Genomic DNA, 17,529 nt, shown 5'->3' on the forward strand with positions numbered 1-17,529 from the left:
GGAGCGCACGCCGTACCGCCCCGGACTTCCTAGCTGTTGATCATGTCCCGGGACTGGGCGTACACCGTCGCGTCGTCGAACAGGCCGGTGTGGCTCAGGCAGGCGGTCCTGGTGTTGACGGCGCCGGACACCGCCACGGAACTGTCCGGGTTGATCACCGTGTCGCAGGGCGACCACCAGGTCGCGTACCGGGGCGAACCGGGGCTCTCGTCACCGGAGTTGAGCGCCCCGAGGAAGGAGGAGCCGACGCGCATCTCCGTACATGACGTGTCGAAGCAGGAGTTGGCGCTGTCGGTCCCGTGGTTCGGGCCGCCCAGCGACACCCAGGCGTCCACCTCGGACGTGCCGCCGAGGTTCTTCAGGAAGTAGCGCGAGGAGAGGCCGCCCATCGAGTGGCTGACGATGTCGACCTTGGTGGCGCCGGTGGCGGCGAGCAACCGGTCCACCTCCGCGGCCAGTTGCTGTGCGGTGACGGCGTTCGACTGGCGCCAGTCGTACGACCACTGGTCCAGGTGCGTCGACGGCCAGCCGTCGTTCGCGAACCGGGCCGCCATCGTGTTCCAGTTGCCTCCGTCGCCGGTGTAGCCGTGTACGAACAGGATCGGGTTGCTGGAGGAGCGGAATGCGGAGGCGCTCGACGCTTCGGCGGGGATCGACGCCTGCGCGGCGAACAGAGCGGTGGCCGTGGCGACGGCCGAGATCACGAGGGATCTCTTCATCGGGGAATCTCCCAGGGGTGGGGTCGTACAGCGCGCGACGGCGCTTCGGACGGAACAGGAGGGCGTCGCGTGGTTCCCCGGCCATGGGACGAGGACAGCCCGGGGCACGGGGGAACGGTTCCCGGGTCACGGGAGAGCCGAGGGCCCTGGGCACGTGGGGGCGTGCCGCGGGCGCGTTGGTGGGACGCGGCGGGGGAGAACACCCGTGTTCGTCGAGGGGTGGCGTGAGCGTACTGACCAGTAGGTACGGAGCGTCAAGACTCGTGCCGGGGAAACTTCAACTGTTTCCGGGGCAAGGACATGCGCGGACGGCGAGCCGCCGGTGGCCGCTCGCCGTCCTGGGCCCTGTGCCTGTCGGGGCCGGCCGCCCTGGCGGTCGCTCAGGCGGGGTGGTCCGGCTGCTGGTCCGGCGGCGTGCCGCCGCCCTCGCCGCCGCCCTTGTCACCACGGTCCGTGCCCTTGGCGCGCCCGCCTCCCTCGGCGGGCTGCGATGCCTTCAGCGACTGGCTGTCCTCCGGCGTCGCCGCTCCCTTGTCGCTGCGCCGCAGCTCGGGCTGCTGGGGATCGGGCATGATCGTCGCACCTCCCACTCCTGAAGGGCTGTTGTCACGCCGGCGGGTCTCCGTGAGGGCGTACGGCAAACGTGCCTGGTCGCCGCTACGGGGGCGCTCGCGCGCCCTGGCCGCCGTACCCCCGTCCCGGACAGGTGGGACCCGGTCCGGCGGGTGATCCGGCGTTGTTTGTTTGGATCGCCCGGATCCGGGTGCTCGTCACAGTGGCCGCAGAGCGCTGAAGCGACGACATGCCCGCCTTCACGCCCGACTCGTTCAGGAGTGAACCATGACGACCGGACTGGAACCACGTACGCGAACCGAGAGCCCGCCCGGCGGGACACCACCCGCCTCGGACCGGCCGCGGAGTTCGCCCGCCGCCCTGCGGCACGATCCGCTGGTCCGCGGTCTCGGCTGGGCCAGTGCGCTGCTCGGGGTGCCGCAGGTGGTCAAGCCCGGGCCGGTCGCGCTGGGCCTCGGGGTGGCGGGCGAGCCGCGCCACCGGCTGGCCACCGTGGCGGTGGGAGCACGCGAGCTGACGGCGGCGGCCGGCCTCCTCGCGAAGCCGCACCCCGCCTGGCTGTGGGCCCGCGTCGGCGGGGACGCCATCGACCTGGCGCTGCTGACCAGAGCACTGAGGAACCACGACGGCCGCGGCATCCGCCGCACGGCGTTCGTCACGGCGGCCGTGGCGGCGATCGCGGTCACCGACGTCTACGCGGCCGTGAGCCGTTCGAGCAGGAGCACGCCCATGGAACTCACCGCCAGCACCACCCTCATGCGATCCCCGGACGAGGTGTACGCCCACTGGCAGCAGCTCGACAGGCTGCCGGACTTCATGGCCCACCTGGACGAGGTGCGGTCCACCGGAGGAGGCACCAGCCACTGGAAGGCGTCCGCGCCGTTCGGCAAGACCGTGGAGTGGGACGCCGAGATCGTCGAGGACGTACCCGGCCGGATCCTGGCCTGGCGGTCACTCGAAGGCGCCGACATCGCCAACTCCGGCGAGGTGCGGTTCGCGCCAGCCCCCGGGGACCGGGGCACCGAGGTGCACGTCACCCTCCGCTACGACCTCCCCGCCGGCTCGCTCGGCAAGGCGGTGGCCCGCTACTTCGGCGAGGAACCGTCCCAGCAGCTCGACGACGACCTGCGCCGCTTCAAGCAGGTCGTGGAGACCGGGGAGGTCGTCCGCTCGGAGGGGGCACCCGGCGGCAAGCAGGCCCGCGAGGAGTTCCCCCAGCACCCCGCCCGGCCACTGACCAAGCGCGAGCTCAAGGAGGTGCTGTCGTGAAGGCCAACTGCTGGATGGGCAAGAACAAGGTCAAGGTCAAGAAGGTCCCCGACCCGTCGATCCTGAACCGGCGTGATGCCATCATCAAGGTCACCTCGACGGCGATCTGCGGCTCCGACCTGCACCTCCTCGACGGGTACGTCCCCAGCATGCAGAAGGGGGACATCCTGGGCCACGAGTTCATGGGCGAGGTCGTCGAGGTCGGGCCCGGCGTCGACTCCGACAAACTCCGCGTCGGGGACCGGGTCGTGGTGCCCTTCCCGATCGCCTGCGGGTCCTGTGCCGCCTGCCAGGCCGAGCTGTACTCCTGCTGCGAGAACTCCAACCCCAACGCCGGCATGGCGGAGAAGCTCTTCGGTCATCCGACGGCCGGGATCTTCGGCTACTCCCACCTCACCGGCGGCTACGCCGGAGGCCAGGCGGAGTACGCGCGCGTGCCGTTCGCCGACTTCAACCCCCTCAAGATCGAGTCCGACCTCACCGACGAGCAGGTCCTCTTCCTCTCCGACATCCTCCCCACCGGATACATGGGCGCCGAGATGTGCGACATCCAGGACGGGGACGTCGTCGCGGTGTGGGGCGCGGGCCCGGTGGGCCAGTTCGCCATGGACAGCGCCCGGGTGCTGGGCGCGGCGCAGGTCATCGCGATCGACAAGGAGGGCTACCGGCTCGACATGGCCGCCTCCGAGGGCTACACGACCATCAACTTCGAGGAAGTCGACGTCCGTTCGGCCCTGCTGGACCTGACCGGCGGGCGCGGCCCGGACAAGTGCATCGACGCGGTGGGCCTGGAGGCGTCCCACGGCGCCGGTCACGTGCACTTCTACGACAAGGCCAAGCAGGCCGTACGCTCCGAGACCGACCGCCCGCACGCCCTGCGCCAGGCGATCACGTCGTGCCGCAGTGGCGGCGTGGTCTCGGTGATCGGCGTCTACGGCGGCTTCGTCGACAAGTTCCCGGCGGGTGCCTGGATGAACAGGTCGCTGACCCTGCGCACCGGGCAGTGCCACGCCCAGCGGTACATGAAGCCGCTGCTCGAACGCATCGAGCGCGGGGAGATCGACCCGACCCGCATCATCACGCACACCATGCCGCTGAGCGACGCGCCGCACGGTTACGACATCTTCAAGAACAAGCAGGAGAACTGCGAGAAGGTCGTCCTCAAGGCCTGACCGCCCTGTTTGACCTTCACCGCACGACGGCACGACACGGCAGAGACGGTACGAGTCCGTCTCTGCCGTTCGTCGTCGGGCAGTTGCCGGTCAGCCGGGGGCGTGGCCCCCGGTTCGCCGGTACGCTCCCGCCCTCGCGCCCGGCATCACCAGTCCCGCTGCCACCGGATCTCACCGTCGTGCACGGTGTCGGTCGGAGTCAGGCCGGCGGCTCTGGCGACCGCGGCGGACGCGTGGTGGTCGGGGTGCACGTGTGCGATGACGCGCCCAACGGACCGGCGGCCGAGCCAGTCCACGAGTCCCCCGGCCGCTTCCGAGGCGATGCCCCGTCCTTGCCACGCCGAGCCCACGACCCAGGCCACCTCGGCGACCGGGCCGTGCTCGGCGGGGCCGACCGTCGCCTGGACCGTGCCGGTCAGGCACCCCTCGTCGCGCAGCCTCACGACCCAGTTCAGCCAGGAGACGGCCGGGTCGGGAGAACCCGCGGTCATACGTGCGTAGCGCGAGCGGAGGCCCTCCACGGTGTCCGGTGTGCCGCCGATGAAGGTGTGCAGAGCCGGGTCGGACAGCACCGTGGCCATCTCGTCGGCGTGCTCGACCAGCAGCGGCAGCAGGTCCAGCCGCGCGGTCCTGATGGTCTCGGCCACCATGACGGTCATGCCACCACCACCTCGTGGGATGCGTCGAAGTGGCGGTGCCCGAGGTGGACTCCGGCGTGTGCGGGTGCGTGCGGGCGGGACACGTCGCCGGATGGCGAGGCGGTGTACCTGGCCAACTGGGCTGTCCCGTAAGCGACTTCGGGGCGAAGTATCTGCCCAGTACCGTCAAGGGTGTTCGTTTCGGCGCCAAGTCCTTGGCCGGTGGCCGTGCGAGAGCCGTGCCGTGTGGAAACGTCCTCGCCGGCCGGGCTGAGTACGGACATACCGATCCCGCCCCTACGGCGCACACCGCTCTGTCCGTCGATCATCGACCCACCTCCCCGGGAAAGGTACGCCCTTCCTGCGAGCACTGTCGCGGGACGAGGTCTTGGGAAAGGTGCTGCTCGGCACCCCCGTGGACCGGTCCGGACGGTTACGGTGACCCTGCGCAGCCCGGGGCGACCCCGGCGCTGTCCAGCACCACCCGTCCATCGGAGGAACGCGCATGACCCGGATGCCCGGTACCGCCCGATGGGCGCGCGCCCTGCTCGTGGTCGTGGGCGCGTGCGGTGTCGTCCCCGCGGTGCGGCTGACGGTGAGCGCGGTGAGGTTCGAGACAGGTGCGATGGGCGCGTTCGTGCTGGGCATGCTGCTCGCCGCGGCTCTCGCCTGCGCGTCGCTGGCCGGGTCCTGTCTCGTCATCGCGGCGAGGTTCGCCGACGGCGGCGACAAGGTGCGCGTCGGCGCGCTCGCCGTGGGCTGGCTGGTCGCCGTCGGGAGTGCCGTCGCGGTGCTGAGCGGCCGGGGCGTCTGGGGTGCCGGAGTGGCGACGGGCGCGCTGCTTGCCGTACTCACCACGGGACGCGACACGAGGGAGTGGTTCGACCGTCCCCGTCTCACGTCGTCGCCGGGTGAGGAATCGCGGAACTCGCCGGTGTCCGGGCGCCCGACCGTCGGCCTGGGCGGAAGCGGTGTCCGAGGCGAGGATTGACTCACCTCCGTGTCCCTGCGATGGCCAATCTGATGACTGCTCGGCGCGATCAAGGCCGCCGGGAAGCCTCTGAGGGCATGGAGAAAGGCCGATGTGCGCCACGGGGGAGCCCATCGGCCCTTCTCTCGGTGCGTCGTCGGTCAGTCGACGTGGAACGCGCCGGCCTCGAACGTCTCGATCTCGATGCCGTCCACGCGGACGTGGCTGCCCTCGATGTAACCGCCGTCGATGTCGGAGTCGTGAGCGGCGGCGGGGGACGCGGCCATGAAGCCGGCAGCGGTCAGACCGACCAGCACCAGGGAAATACGCCGAAGCATGGGTTTCTCCTTCGAGAGGGGGACTGTGACGACTCTTAACCAGCCCACGGTCCGTCGCACGTCGAGTCGACCGGGTGGGTGGTGCGCGCCGCCCCTACGGCCCGGTCTTCACCCGCACGGACCTACCGCCGAGCCGCGACCACGTCGGCGACCACGCAGCTGACGTTGTCGGGGCCGCCCGCGTCGTTGGCCAGGGCGACGAGTTCGCGTACCGCCCGCTCCGGGCTGTCGGCCGCCGCGACGACCTGCCGTACGTCGTCGGGCGGTACGACGGCGGACAGGCCGTCGGAGCAGAGCAGATACCGGTCCCCGGCCCCGACGTCGTGCAGGCGCATGTCCGGTGCGACGGCTTCCTGGCCCAGTGCCCGCACGAGCAGCGACCGCTGGGGGTGGGAGACGGCCTCGTCCGGGGTGATGCGTCCCTCGTCCACCATGGACTGCACCACGTGCGACCTTCCCCAAGGTGAAGGTCAATCAGGCCGTCGGAGCCGGCGCACGGCGCCTGCGCGGGAGCCGGGAAGCGGCCTGGACCGGGGCACGGCGGGGTGCCGCACGCTGCGCCCCCAAATACACATGCGCTCCGCTGCGCCGCGCGTCACGATGAGCCATGACCTGGCAACTGAGCGAAGACGTCGACAAGTTCCGTGCGGCCACAGGGGAGTTGCTGGCGGGTGACCTCGCCCGCGCGTCCGTACTCCTCACCGTGTCCGAGGGGGTCCGTGCCGGAGTGTGGCCGGACGCCCGCTTCGGCTGGTGGACCGAGGGTGACATGGTCACCGGGGCCTACCTCCGTACACCGCCGCACCCGGCGGTCCTCGGCCCCATGCCCCAGGAGGCGGCCCGTGGGCTCGCGGGGGTGCTGCGGGGCACCGGGCTGGTGGGCGTGCGAGGGGCCGATACCGTCGTGTCGGCGTTCGGCGGGGCCTGGGGTCCGTACGAAGTGGAGCGCGCGGAGCGGCTGTTCGCGCTGACCGAGCTGGTCGCTCCGGCGTCGGTCCCGGGCAGGGCGAGGCTCGCCGAGGCGGCGGATCTGGCGCTGCTGACGTCCTGGCTGGAGGCCTTCCTCACGGAGGTGGGGCTTCCCGCGGACCCGTACATCGAAGCGCTCGCGAGGCGTCGGGTCGCCGCCGGTCAGCTGGTCGTGTGGGAGGTCGACGGCCAGGGCCCGGTGTCTCTGGCGGCCACCTCCGACGTACTGGCCGCCCACGCCCGGATCGGCCCCGTCTACACCCCGCCCTCGCGACGCGGCCGAGGGTACGCCGCCGGTGCCACGGCCGCGGCGACCCGGCTCGCCCAGGAGCGCGGGGCCGCGCAGGTGATGCTCTTCGCCGACCACGCCAACCCGACCAGCAACGCCCTTTACCGCAGGCTCGGTTATCGCGAGCTGGAGGACCACCTGTCGCTGCGGCTGTCGGACTGAGCCGTGCCCCGTCGGGGTGCGGACGGGGTCGTACTGAGGATCGGTGTGCGAGCGCCGCGGGGACCCGACTGGATCGGGCACAGGATGTCGGGTCCGGGGCGGGGTGCACTGCCTAGCGTGGTGATCGACAGACAGGAAGGAGGCCGGACGTGCTGGAGCGGCTCAACCAGGCCATGGAGCACATCGAGGGCCACCTGGACCGGTCCCTCGACGTGGCGGAGCTGGCGCGCATCGCGGCCACGTCGGAGTACCACCTGCGCCGGATGTTCTCCGCGCTGGCGGGCATGCCGCTGTCGGAGTACGTCCGGCGCCGGCGGCTCACCGTCGCGGGTGCCGAGGTACTCGCGGGAGGCGAGCCGCTGCTGGGGATCGCGGTGCGCTACGGCTACGGATCGGGTGAGGCGTTCGCCCGGGCGTTCCGGGCCGTGCACGGTGTCGGTCCGGGCGAGGCGCGGCGCACCGGTGCCTCGTTGGTGTCCCAGCCCCGGCTGTCCTTCCGCCTCACCGTCGAAGGGACAAGCAGCATGCGCTACCGCGTCGTGTACAGGCCGGACTTCAGCGTCGTGGGACTCAAGGCCCGGGTGCCACTGGTGCACAGCGGTCCGAACCAGGCGATCATCGACTTCGTCCGCGGCATCGACCCGGGGACGCTGGAGCGGCTGAAGGGGATGTCGGACCAGGAACCACTGGGCGTCGTCGCGGTCTGCGACGACCTGGACCCGAGCCGTGCCGAGGGCACCGAACTCGACTACTACCAAGGGGTGATCACGTCCGCGGCCGCTCCCGAGGGCACGGTCAGGCTCCCGGTCGCGGCCGGTACCTGGGCGGTCTTCAATGTCTCGGGGCCCGTGCCGGAGGCGATCCAGAATCTGTGGCGGGACGTGTTCACCGAATGGTTCCCCTCCAATCCGTACCGCCGCAGGCCCGGCCCGGAGATCCTGCGGACGAGCCTGTCGCCGGACGGGACGGAGGCCGACGCGGAACTGTGGCTCCCCGTCGAGCGTGAACAGCGCTGACAGCGGCCCGAGTTCGGGTGCGTGCCCCCGCGCTCCTCGTGACGGGGGGCCGGGCGGTCGGGCGGCGGTCCGCCAAGTCGCGCTCCGGAATGACGGATTGGCCTTCGTTCCGGTGGGGGAGGGAGTCAGCGAATGTCATGTGCACGACTGCCTGCCCCCACAAGGAGGTCGACCATGCACGTCCGGACCACGACCGGCGGTCTCGCCGCCACGCTGCTGCTGTCCCTGCCCCTGATGGGCGGCCAAGCCACGGCCGCCCCCACCCCGAGCGCCGGATCCGTCTCGGCCGCCCGTGTCGTCACGTACGACGCGAGCGGCTCCGCCGAGTTCCGGAGCGCGGTGGACCGGGGTGCCGCGATCTGGAACGAGAGCGTCGACGGCGTCGAACTGCGCCCCGTCGCCTCCGGACAGCGCGCCAACATCCGGGTCCTCGCGGACAACGGATGGCCCCGCGCGCTGACCACCTCGCTCGGCAACGGAACCGTCTACATCGGACGGGAGGCCGTCAACCAGGGGTACAACACCGTCCGCATCTCGTCCCACGAGCTGGGGCACATCCTCGGCCTGCCCGACCGCAAGCCCGGCCCCTGCTCCAGCCTGATGTCCGGCTCCAGCGCGGGCGTCTCGTGCACGAACCCCTATCCCAACACCGCCGAAAAGGCGGAGGTGGAGGGGAACTTCGGAGCCGCGCTGACCACGGCGGCCCCACGCGAAACGCTCACCATCGGCTGACACACCACCGCCCGACACAACGTAACGACCGGTGCCCCGGGGAAGCACGCACCCCGGGGCACCGCGATGTCTCCGGGGGGGCGTGCACGGATCTCCTGGCAGACCCCCACGTCCTATCCCAGGCCCAGGATTCCTCGTATGGGTGAATCACGAAGGCAAGTTCTGAGACCCGGACCGGGCCCGGCCACGCGGGGCCGCCCATGGCCCCGACCGGCTCCGTCGTGTTCGCGCTGCTCCAAAACCGGCCACCGAAGTGATCATCGCGTCAAGTCCGGCGCTCTGCCTGAGGATCGTTGTTGCGGTCACTACGATCGGAGCCCAAGACAACCGATCGGCCGGTGCCGGTGGAGGGCGCCGGTCGGGGTCGCCGATGCCAGGGTCCGCTCCCCGGGCTGTGGTGATCTTCCTGCGTAGGAGGACCTTCCGCATGTTCCGAAGTATCGGGAACGCCGTCGTCCGACATCCCGTGTGGACGATCGTGGCATGGCTGATCGCGGCGGTGGCGATCGTCGCCACCGCCCCGAGTCTGCCCTCGAGCAGTGACGAGAGCAGCTTTCTGCCCAGCAGCTATGAATCGATCAGGGCGGCCGACCTTCAGGAGAAGGCGTTCCCCAGCGCCTTCACCCCGTCCGCCATCGCCCTCTACCAGCGCGGCGACGGCGGCAAGCTGACCGCCGCCGACAAGAAGGACGTCGCCCGCATCACCCGCGAGCTGGGCGAGAAGCACATCGACCAGGTGCAGAAGGTCGTCGCCGGCCGGCCGTCCAAGGACGGCCGCTACACCATGACCCTGGTCCAGATGGACAGCAAGAACGCCGGCCAGCCCAAACAGGCCGACGCGGCCGAGACCCTGCGTACGGACGTCAAGGAGCTGACCAAGGGCACCGACCTCGACGTGAAGCTGGGCGGTTCCGCCGCGCAGGCCCTCGACCAGCAGGAGTCCTCCAGCCGCGGTCAGGCACTGATCGGCATCGGCACTTTCGTGATCATCCTGGTCACCCTGCTGATCATCTTCCGGGCGCCGATCCTCGCCGTACTGCCACTGGTCCTGATCGGACTGGTGTCCGCCATCGCCAACGGGCTGATCGCGTACGCCACCAAGCTGTTCGACCTCCAGGCGAACAGCTCGATCTCGTCGATCCTCATCGTCGTGCTGTTCGGCGTGGGCACGGACTACTTCCTCTTCCTCATGTTCCGTTACCGGGAACGTCTGCGCGCCGGTGACGAACCGAAGGAGGCCATGGTCAACGCGGTCGGCCGGGTCGGCGAGGCCATCGCCTCCGCCGCCGGCGCGGTCATCATCGCCTTCCTCGCGCTGGTCCTGTCCACGCTCGGCTTCCTGAAGCAGATGGGCCCGGCGCTCGCCATCGCGGTCGCCGCCACACTGGTCGCCGGACTGACCCTCATCCCGGCGGTCGTCTCGCTCATCGGCCCGAAGGTCTTCTGGCCGTCCAAGTCCTGGCGGCAGGAGCCGGAGAACGCCCGCTTCGCCGCCCTCGGCCGCGGTGTGCGGCGCCGCCCGGCCCTCACCGCCGCGCTGTCCGGCCTCGTCCTGGTCGCGCTCTCGCTCGGCATGTTCGGCTACAAGGCCACGTTCGACCTGGCGTCGGGGTCCATGCCCGACACCAAGGAGTCCATGGTCGTCCAGGACGAGATGCAGAAGGCGTACTCGGCCGGCGCCGCCGCCCCCACCGACGTCTACCTCTCCAGCACCGGGGGTGAGCCGCTCGACAAGGCCGCCTTCGACGGATACGCGGACAAGCTCGGTGCCGTGGACGGTGTGGCGAGCGCCCGCCTGACCCAGCTGAACAAGGACGGCACCACCGCCGACTTCACCGTGACCCTCGAGTACGAGGCGTCCACGGACCGGGCGATCGACGCCGTGGGCGAGGTGCGCGACGTCGCGCACTCAGCCGCCCCCGACGGAACCGAAGCCCTCGTCGGCGGCATGTCATCGATCTACAAGGACATCGGCACCGCGGTCAACCACGACTACCGCACGGTCTTCCCGGTCGCCGCCGTCCTGATCATGGTGATCCTCGGGCTGCTGCTGCGCAGTGTGGTGGCCCCGCTGTATCTGATGGCCTCGGTGGGTCTCGGGTTCGGCGCCACTCTCGGTGCCACCGTCTGGATCTTCCAGGACGGCCAGGGGCACTCGGGGCTGATGTTCATGCTCCCGGTGATCATGTATCTCTTCGTGGTCGCCATCGGCACCGACTACAACATCCTCATGATCGCCCGGCTCCGCGAGGAGGCGCGCGAGGGCCGAGATCCGCGCGAGGCGGCCGGTATGGCGCTCCGGTACGCCGGTCCGACCGTGGCGGCGGCCGGGTTCATCCTGGCGGCGACCTTCGCCACGATGATGCTCGCGGGCAACGCGCTCCTGACCGAGATGGGCTTCGCGGTGTCGTTCGGGATCGCGGTCGCGGCCTTCGTGATGTCCATGTTCTTCACGCCGAGCCTCACCGCGCTGATCGGCCACGCGGCCTGGTGGCCGGGGCACGGGGACCGAGCGGTGGGCGCGGCAGCGGGACCCGGCGCGGGTGTCGCCGAACCCGCCCCGGCACCCGCGGACCGGGCGCACGACACCGCCGAGGAGGAACCGTCCGGGCGCACCCGGTGAAGTACCACTCCCCGCGCCCGAAGGCGTGGGGAAGTGTCGCCTCCCGGCGCCCGCGGGTACCGGGAGGCGACGCCCACGTCCGCCGCTGAGAGTCGTCGGCGAGGGCGCTGTGGGCCGCCGCTCAGCGCGGCGGCGGCCCATGTGGGGTCCGGCGGGTGAACCCGTCAGACGCCTGCGGCGAGTGCCCGCTGCCGTGCCTGCACCACGGCGTCGTGCAGGGCGGTGATGTCGTAGGCGCCGTGGTAGCGGCGTCCGTTGACGAAGAACGTCGGCGTGCCCGAGACGCCGCTCAGGTCCGCGGAGTCCACGTCCTCGGCGATCCGGCGCGCCCCCGAACGCCGCTCCAGGTCCTTGCGGAACAGCGCGACGTCCAGGCCCAGTTCGGCCGCGTACCGGAGCAAGTCGGTCTTGGTGAGCGCGTGCTGGCGGTCCATCAGCAGATCGTGCATCGCCCAGAACTCGCCCTGGGCGGCCGCCGCCTCCGACGCCTCCGCGGCCAGCTGCGCGCGGGGGTGTACGTCGTTGAGGGGCAGGTGCCGCCACACGTAGCGCACGTCGGTCTCCGTGCCGAGGAGTTCGCGTACCGCCGCTTCCGCCTGGCCGCAGTACGGGCACTCGAAGTCGCCGTACTCCACCAGCGTGACCAGCGCGTGCTCGGGTCCCCGTACGCGGTCGTGCCGCGGGTCGACGGCGACCGCCAGATCGGTCAGGGGTTCGTTGGTGCCGAGCAGCGCGCGGGCCCGGCGTGCCGGGGGGAGCAGGGAGATCACGCCGGTCACCGCCCAGCTGATCAGGAAGGCCGCCACCAGCGTGGAGAGGATGCCGATCCGGGCCTGCTCCAGTGCCCGCCCCTCGAACGCCAGTGACGCGATCAGCAGCGACACCGTGAACGCGGCACCGGCGATGGCGCCGCCGGCCGTGACCGAGCCCCACCCGACGCCGGGGCGCAGCCGGCCGCGGCTCAGCCAGCGCGCGGCGGCCATGGAGCCCACCACGCCGAGCACCTTTCCCGCCGCGTACCCGCACAGGATGCCCAGGGTGATGCGGGAGGTGAACGCGTCGGCGAGGGTGTCCATGCTGAGCGGGATGCCCGCGTTGGCGAGGGCGAACAGCGGCACGATCACCAGGCTCACCCAGGGCAGGAACAGCTGCTCCAGCCGGTCGTTGGGGGAGAGCGCGGCGGCGAGCCCCTGGACCGCCGAGCGCTGGAGTTCCGGCGTCGGCTGCTCACGGAACAGCCGGAACAGGCCGCTGGCCCGCTCCAGATCGACCCGGTCGGCGGGATAGGCGATGACCAGCGCGCCCACGGCCAGTCCCGTCACGACGGGGTCCACCCCCGCCTCGTACAGTGCCACCCACGCCACGACCGAGAGCACCGCGCAGTACACGCCGCGGCGTACGCCGAGCACCCGCAGGCCGACGATCAGGAGCAGCGCCACGATCGCCACCAGCAGCGCCGGGAGCCGGATGTCCTCGCTGTAGAAGAAGGCGATCACGAGCAGGGCGACCAGGTCGTCGACCACGGAGATCGACAGCATGAAAGCCCGCAGCGACGCCGGGAGTCTGGAGCCGAAGAGAGCGAGGATGCCGAGCGCGAAGGCGGTGTCCGTCGACATGGCCACACCCCAGCCGTGCACGGAGGTGTGCCCGGCGTTGAGGGCCACGTAGACGACGGCCGGGACGACCATGCCGGTCAGTCCGGCGATGGCGCTCAGCACCATCCAGCGCCGGTCGCGCAGCTCGCCCATGTCGAACTCCCGGCGGGCCTCCAGACCCACGAGGAAGAAGAACAGGCTCATCAGTCCCGCGTTGATCCATTCGTGCAGGTCGAGCGAGAGCTGGTGCGAGCCGAGGCCGACGGAGAGCTGCGTACGCCAGACCGCCTTGTACGCGCCGGGTGCGATGTTGGCCCAGAGCAGGGCCGCGACCACGGCGGCCAGCAGCAGTGCGGCGCTGCCGGTCTCCGTCCGCACGAAACTCTGCCGGCGCGCGGCACTGCTGGTGGAGGTACGCAGTGCGTCTCCCAAGCCTGTCTCCGTCACCGCTCGATTATCACCGGGGCGGAAGGTGCACCGGTTCCGGAGGGGGCGTGTGGCCGTGTGCGCGAGCCCGGCTCACGGGTGAGGGTCCACCGAACACGATGGGGCGCAGCGCTTGCTCTCACTTATCGAGTTTCGATAGATTTCCATCGCTGGTCGATCGAGGGAGAGATATGGGAGTGATGACTGTGCGCGCGCTGCGCGCCGTGCTCGTGATGCTGATGGCGGGCTCGGTGTTCGTCCAGGCGGTGATGGTGCCCCTGCTCGCCGCCGACCTGCGCGGGGTGGACGAGGACCTCGACTTCCCTCGCGCGCCGTTCCTCGTGATCACGGTCCTGGGCATCGTGGCGGTCCAGGTCGTCCTGGTCTGCGTATGGCGACTGGTGACGATGGTGCGCCGCGGCACGGTGTTCTCGGACGGCGCCTTCCGGTACGTGGACGTCGTGATGGGGGCGGTCGTGGCCGCCGCGCTCCTGGTGTTCCTGCTCGGGGTCCTCCTGGCGCCCGGTGAGGCCGTCGCCCCCGGAGTGGTCCTGCTCCTGGGCGGAGTCGGCGTGGCGGTCCTCGGCGTCGCCCTCATCGTGCTCGTCCTGCGGATGCTGCTCGCCCAGGCCGTCGCACGCGACATGGAGGCGGCACGGATGCGGGCCGAGCTCAACGAGGTGATCTGATGCCGATCACCGTCGACATCGACGTGATGATGGCCCGGCGGAAGATGTCCGTGGGCGAACTCGCCGAACGTGTGGGGATCACGCCCGCCAATCTCGCGGTGCTCAAGAACGGCCGGGCCAAGGCGGTGCGTTTCGCGACCCTGGCCGCGCTCTGCGAGGCACTGGAGTGCCAGCCGGGGGACCTGCTGCGCTACGAGGCGGAGGCCGGGGACGAGGGGGCGGCCGTGCCGGTCTCGGAGGCCGCGGAGGGATGACATCCGCCGCGGGACGAGGGGTGGGGCCGCCGGACACCGGCGGCCCCACCGGGGATCACGACTGGTAGGGCTGCTGCTGAGGCTGTCCGTAGGGCTGACCGGTGCCGGCGGCGGCCGCCTGCCCCTCCAACTGCGCCGCCTGCTCCTTCGTCACCTTCTGCTCCGCGCCGCAGAAGGTGCACTGCGTCTGGTACTTCGTGGAGAAGGGGAACAGCGGTACGAAGAACAGGGTGAACTTCGTGACGCGCTTGCGGAGCGTGTGCGCGGAGGGGTTCCCGCACCGGCCGCACACGAGGGTGAGTATCGCCAGCTGGTACAGATATCCCTTGGTGCCAAAAATGATCATGATGTGACCCTTCCCGGTCCGGCGGCGGCCGGCTCTCCTGAGCACGTGACGAAGCGTGCGTTCACACAGGACGGTCTCATGCCGCCCGGCCCGGGTCGAAGCGAGGTGGCGGTGCGCCGCGGACGCACGGCGGCTCGCCCCGTACACCGGTCGGATCCGCACGACGGATGTCCGGAGATGTCCCCGAAGGTGGGGCGGAGCACCGGACGGATCAGGATTCGAGAAGCGCCGGCCAGGGTGTTCCGCCTACCGTGACTGCCAGGAAGCCGGAGCCGTGCGGCTCGCCGGGGCGAGGGCGGGCCGGGCGGGGACGACGGAGACCGCGCGAGCGGTCCCACCAGGAGATGGAGACGCGATGAGCAGGGCCACGAGGACGGACACGCAGTCGCCTGCGCCGCACGCCGCGGACAGCCACGACATGATCCGCGTGCACGGCGCGCGCGTGAACAACCTCAAGGACGTCAGCATCGAGATCCCGAAGCGGCGGCTGACGGTGTTCACGGGCGTCTCCGGCTCCGGCAAGAGCTCACTCGTCTTCGGCACGATCGCCGCGGAGTCGCAGCGGATGATCAACGAGACCTACAGCGCCTTCGTGCAGGGCTTCATGCCCACGCTCGCCCGGCCCGACGTCGACGTCCTCGAAGGACTGACGACCGCGATCATCGTCGACCAGCAGCGGATGGGAACCGACTCCCGCTCCACCGTCGGCACCGCCACCGACGCCAACGCGATGCTGAGGATCCTTTTCAGCCGGCTCGGGAAGCCGCACATCGGCTCACCCCAGGCGTTCTCCTTCAACGTCGCCTCCGTCAGCGGAGCGGGCGCGGTCACCCTGGAGCGCGCGGGGAGGACGGTGAAGGAGCGGCGGAGCTTCAGCATCACCGGCGGCATGTGCCCGCACTGCGAAGGACGCGGCACCGTCACCGACTTCGACCTCTCGCAGCTGTACGACGACAGCAAGTCGCTGAGCGAGGGCGCGCTCACGGTCCCCGGCTACAGCGTCGACGGCTGGTACGGACGCATCTTCAAGGGCTGCGGCTTCTTCGACCCGGACAAGCCGATCCGCAAGTTCACCAAGCGGGAGCTCCACGACCTCCTCCACAAGGAACCGACCAAGATCAAGGTCGACGGCATCAACCTCACGTACGAGGGCTTGATCCCGAAGATCCAGAAGTCGTTCCTGTCCAAGGACAAGGAGGCCCTGCAGCCGCACATCCGGGCGTTCGTCGAGCGGGCCATGACGTTCACCACCTGCCCCGAGTGCGAGGGCACCCGGCTCAGCGAGGCCGCGCGCTCCTCACGGATCGGGAAGACCAACATCGCCGACGCGTGCGCGATGCAGATCAGCGACCTGGCCGACTGGGTCCGCGGCCTCGACGAGCCGTCCGTGGCGCCGCTGCTCGCCACGCTGGGGCAGACGCTGGACTCGTTCGTCGAGATCGGGCTCGGCTACCTCTCGCTCGACCGGCCGGCGGGAACGCTGTCGGGCGGTGAGGCACAGCGCGTCAAGATGGTCCGCCACCTCGGGTCCGCGCTGACCGACGTCACGTACGTGTTCGACGAGCCCACCATCGGTCTGCACCCGCACGACATCCGGCGGATGAACGACCTGCTGCTGCGGCTGCGCGACAAGGGCAACACGGTGCTGGTCGTGGAGCACAAGCCGGAGACGATCGCGATCGCCGACCACGTCGTCGACCTCGGGCCCGGCGCGGGTACGGGAGGCGGCACCGTCTGTTTCGAGGGCACCGTCGAGGGGCTGCGGGCCGGCGGCACGGTCACCGGACGGCACTTCGACGACCGCGCGGTCCTCAAGGACGCGGTGCGCGAGCCGTCCGGCGCGCTCCAGGTGCGGGGCGCCGGCGAGCACAACCTGCGCGATGTCGACGTGGACATCCCGCTCGGCGTGCTCACCGTGATCACGGGGGTCGCAGGCTCGGGCAAGAGCTCGCTGATCCACGGCTCGGTCGCCGGACGGGACGGCGTGGTGACCGTCGACCAGAGCGCCATCAAGGGATCCCGGCGCAGCAACCCGGCGACGTACACCGGACTGCTCGACCCGATCCGCAAGGCCTTCGCGAAGGCCAACGGCGTGAAGCCGGCGCTGTTCAGCGCCAACTCCGAGGGCGCCTGCCCCACCTGCAACGGCGCCGGGGTCATCTACACCGACCTGGCCATGATGGCCGGCATCGCCACCACCTGCGAGGAGTGCGAGGGGAAGCGGTTCCAGGCGTCGGTGCTCGAATACCACCTGGGCGGGCGCAACATCGCCGAAGTCCTGGCGATGCCGGTCACCGAGGCCCATGCCTTCTTCACCGAGGGCGAAGCACGCACCCCCGCCGCCCACAAGATCCTGACCCACCTGGCCGACGTCGGGCTCGGCTACCTCAGCCTCGGCCAGCCGCTCACCACCCTGTCCGGCGGCGAACGCCAGCGCCTCAAGCTGGCCACCCACATGTCGGAGAAGGGCGGGGTCTACGTCCTCGACGAGCCGACCACCGGCCTGCACCTCGCCGACGTGGAACAACTCCTCGGCCTGCTCGACCGGTTGGTCGACTCCGGCAAGTCGGTCGTCGTCATCGAGCACCACCAGGCGGTGATGGCCCACGCGGACTGGATCATCGACCTCGGCCCGGGCGCCGGCCACGACGGCGGCCGCGTCGTCTTCGAAGGCACCCCGGCCGACCTCGTCGCCGCCCGCTCGACCCTCACGGGCGAACACCTCGCGGAGTACGTCGGCGACTGACCG

The 17,529-nt window shown here is 70.7% G+C and carries 16 protein-coding genes and 1 pseudogene; 10 read left to right on the top strand and 7 right to left on the bottom strand.

Annotated elements, in window-relative coordinates:
* Positions 1-29: 29 nt before the first annotated feature.
* Positions 30-719: a triacylglycerol lipase gene (locus ACFYQQ_RS25425; RefSeq protein WP_355794832.1), complete on the bottom strand. Its 690-nt coding sequence runs from the start codon at positions 717-719 to the stop codon at positions 30-32.
* A 380-nt stretch (positions 720-1,099) separates the two neighbouring features.
* Complete coding sequence (locus ACFYQQ_RS25430; RefSeq protein WP_355794834.1) at positions 1,100-1,291, bottom strand: hypothetical protein; 192 nt, start codon at positions 1,289-1,291, stop codon at positions 1,100-1,102.
* A 268-nt stretch (positions 1,292-1,559) separates the two neighbouring features.
* On the opposite strand from ACFYQQ_RS25430, the gene ACFYQQ_RS25435 reads away from it, so the two are divergent.
* Together ACFYQQ_RS25435 and ACFYQQ_RS25440 are read left to right on the top strand one after the other, a co-directional pair.
* A complete protein-coding gene (locus tag ACFYQQ_RS25435) occupies positions 1,560-2,561 on the top strand; it encodes an SRPBCC family protein (protein ID WP_356172202.1) in 1,002 nt (333 codons plus the stop codon).
* Positions 2,558-3,733 (top strand): zinc-dependent alcohol dehydrogenase, encoded by a 1,176-nt coding sequence (locus tag ACFYQQ_RS25440; RefSeq protein ID WP_388905199.1) that lies wholly within the window; start codon positions 2,558-2,560, stop codon positions 3,731-3,733. Before ACFYQQ_RS25435 ends, ACFYQQ_RS25440 begins: the two co-directional genes overlap by 4 nt.
* 146 nt (positions 3,734-3,879) lie before the next feature.
* Here the strand turns inward: ACFYQQ_RS25440 and ACFYQQ_RS25445 are convergent, their stop codons facing one another.
* Positions 3,880-4,392 carry a GNAT family N-acetyltransferase gene (locus tag ACFYQQ_RS25445; protein WP_355793128.1) on the bottom strand — a complete coding sequence of 171 codons (513 nt, stop codon included), beginning with the start codon at positions 4,390-4,392 and terminating at the stop codon, positions 3,880-3,882.
* 484 nt (positions 4,393-4,876) lie between these two features.
* Here ACFYQQ_RS25445 and ACFYQQ_RS25450 point away from each other — a divergent pair, with 484 nt between their 5' ends.
* On the top strand, positions 4,877-5,362 hold the full coding sequence (locus ACFYQQ_RS25450; protein WP_355793130.1) for a hypothetical protein: 486 nt from the start codon (positions 4,877-4,879) through the stop codon (positions 5,360-5,362).
* A 140-nt stretch (positions 5,363-5,502) separates the two neighbouring features.
* Here ACFYQQ_RS25450 and ACFYQQ_RS25455 read toward each other — a convergent pair whose 3' ends face one another.
* A complete protein-coding gene (locus ACFYQQ_RS25455; protein ID WP_355793132.1) occupies positions 5,503-5,679 on the bottom strand; it encodes a hypothetical protein in 177 nt (58 codons plus the stop codon).
* 122 nt (positions 5,680-5,801) lie between these two features.
* Positions 5,802-6,125, bottom strand: a pseudogene (locus tag ACFYQQ_RS25460) (PP2C family protein-serine/threonine phosphatase); the annotation flags it as partial.
* A 161-nt stretch (positions 6,126-6,286) separates the two neighbouring features.
* On the opposite strand from ACFYQQ_RS25460, the gene ACFYQQ_RS25465 reads away from it, so the two are divergent.
* From ACFYQQ_RS25465 to ACFYQQ_RS25480, 4 genes are all read left to right on the top strand, one after another.
* Positions 6,287-7,099, top strand: coding sequence for a GNAT family N-acetyltransferase (locus ACFYQQ_RS25465; RefSeq protein WP_356240047.1), 813 nt, complete (start codon positions 6,287-6,289; stop codon positions 7,097-7,099).
* A gap of 149 nt (positions 7,100-7,248) precedes the next feature.
* Positions 7,249-8,115, top strand: a complete 867-nt coding sequence (locus ACFYQQ_RS25470) for an AraC family transcriptional regulator (RefSeq protein ID WP_355791011.1) — start codon at positions 7,249-7,251, stop codon at positions 8,113-8,115.
* A gap of 174 nt (positions 8,116-8,289) precedes the next feature.
* Positions 8,290-8,847 carry a snapalysin family zinc-dependent metalloprotease gene (locus ACFYQQ_RS25475; protein WP_355791014.1) on the top strand — a complete coding sequence of 186 codons (558 nt, stop codon included), beginning with the start codon at positions 8,290-8,292 and terminating at the stop codon, positions 8,845-8,847.
* Between the two features lie 427 nt (positions 8,848-9,274).
* The gene (locus ACFYQQ_RS25480) at positions 9,275-11,470 is read left to right on the top strand and encodes an MMPL family transporter (protein WP_356172187.1); all 2,196 of its coding nucleotides are present in this window, start codon (positions 9,275-9,277) and stop codon (positions 11,468-11,470) included.
* 164 nt (positions 11,471-11,634) lie between these two features.
* Here the strand turns inward: ACFYQQ_RS25480 and nhaA are convergent, their stop codons facing one another.
* On the bottom strand, positions 11,635-13,497 hold the full coding sequence (gene nhaA, locus ACFYQQ_RS25485; RefSeq protein ID WP_356172184.1) for a Na+/H+ antiporter NhaA: 1,863 nt from the start codon (positions 13,495-13,497) through the stop codon (positions 11,635-11,637).
* A 185-nt stretch (positions 13,498-13,682) separates the two neighbouring features.
* Here nhaA and ACFYQQ_RS25490 point away from each other — a divergent pair, with 185 nt between their 5' ends.
* Entirely contained in the window at positions 13,683-14,180 is a 498-nt protein-coding gene (locus ACFYQQ_RS25490) for a DUF2975 domain-containing protein (protein WP_355793986.1), read from the top strand.
* Positions 14,180-14,434 (top strand): helix-turn-helix transcriptional regulator, encoded by a 255-nt coding sequence (locus tag ACFYQQ_RS25495; protein ID WP_355793987.1) that lies wholly within the window; start codon positions 14,180-14,182, stop codon positions 14,432-14,434. Before ACFYQQ_RS25490 ends, ACFYQQ_RS25495 begins: the two co-directional genes overlap by 1 nt.
* A 55-nt stretch (positions 14,435-14,489) precedes the next feature.
* Here the strand turns inward: ACFYQQ_RS25495 and ACFYQQ_RS25500 are convergent, their stop codons facing one another.
* Entirely contained in the window at positions 14,490-14,780 is a 291-nt protein-coding gene (locus tag ACFYQQ_RS25500) for a zinc-ribbon domain-containing protein (RefSeq protein WP_356172175.1), read from the bottom strand.
* 355 nt (positions 14,781-15,135) lie between these two features.
* On the opposite strand from ACFYQQ_RS25500, the gene ACFYQQ_RS25505 reads away from it, so the two are divergent.
* The gene (locus ACFYQQ_RS25505; RefSeq protein WP_388905204.1) at positions 15,136-17,526 is read left to right on the top strand and encodes an ATP-binding cassette domain-containing protein; all 2,391 of its coding nucleotides are present in this window, start codon (positions 15,136-15,138) and stop codon (positions 17,524-17,526) included.
* Positions 17,527-17,529: the final 3 nt, after the last annotated feature.

Origin of the sequence: Streptomyces sp. NPDC005496 (assembly GCF_042872045.1) — a bacterium.
Classification (GTDB): domain Bacteria; phylum Actinomycetota; class Actinomycetes; order Streptomycetales; family Streptomycetaceae; genus Streptomyces.

Coding starts and splice junctions, on each gene's coding strand:
- ACFYQQ_RS25445 (WP_355793128.1), bottom strand. CDS start 4,392: ATGACCGTCATGGTGGCCGAGACCATCAGGACCGCGCGGCTGGACCTG.
- ACFYQQ_RS25480 (WP_356172187.1), top strand. CDS start 9,275: ATGTTCCGAAGTATCGGGAACGCCGTCGTCCGACATCCCGTGTGGACG.
- ACFYQQ_RS25495 (WP_355793987.1), top strand. CDS start 14,180: ATGCCGATCACCGTCGACATCGACGTGATGATGGCCCGGCGGAAGATG.
- ACFYQQ_RS25455 (WP_355793132.1), bottom strand. CDS start 5,679: ATGCTTCGGCGTATTTCCCTGGTGCTGGTCGGTCTGACCGCTGCCGGC.
- ACFYQQ_RS25465 (WP_356240047.1), top strand. CDS start 6,287: ATGACCTGGCAACTGAGCGAAGACGTCGACAAGTTCCGTGCGGCCACA.
- ACFYQQ_RS25435 (WP_356172202.1), top strand. CDS start 1,560: ATGACGACCGGACTGGAACCACGTACGCGAACCGAGAGCCCGCCCGGC.
- ACFYQQ_RS25475 (WP_355791014.1), top strand. CDS start 8,290: ATGCACGTCCGGACCACGACCGGCGGTCTCGCCGCCACGCTGCTGCTG.
- ACFYQQ_RS25450 (WP_355793130.1), top strand. CDS start 4,877: ATGACCCGGATGCCCGGTACCGCCCGATGGGCGCGCGCCCTGCTCGTG.
- ACFYQQ_RS25425 (WP_355794832.1), bottom strand. CDS start 719: ATGAAGAGATCCCTCGTGATCTCGGCCGTCGCCACGGCCACCGCTCTG.
- ACFYQQ_RS25500 (WP_356172175.1), bottom strand. CDS start 14,780: ATGATCATTTTTGGCACCAAGGGATATCTGTACCAGCTGGCGATACTC.
- ACFYQQ_RS25490 (WP_355793986.1), top strand. CDS start 13,683: ATGGGAGTGATGACTGTGCGCGCGCTGCGCGCCGTGCTCGTGATGCTG.
- ACFYQQ_RS25430 (WP_355794834.1), bottom strand. CDS start 1,291: ATGCCCGATCCCCAGCAGCCCGAGCTGCGGCGCAGCGACAAGGGAGCG.
- ACFYQQ_RS25505 (WP_388905204.1), top strand. CDS start 15,136: ATGAGCAGGGCCACGAGGACGGACACGCAGTCGCCTGCGCCGCACGCC.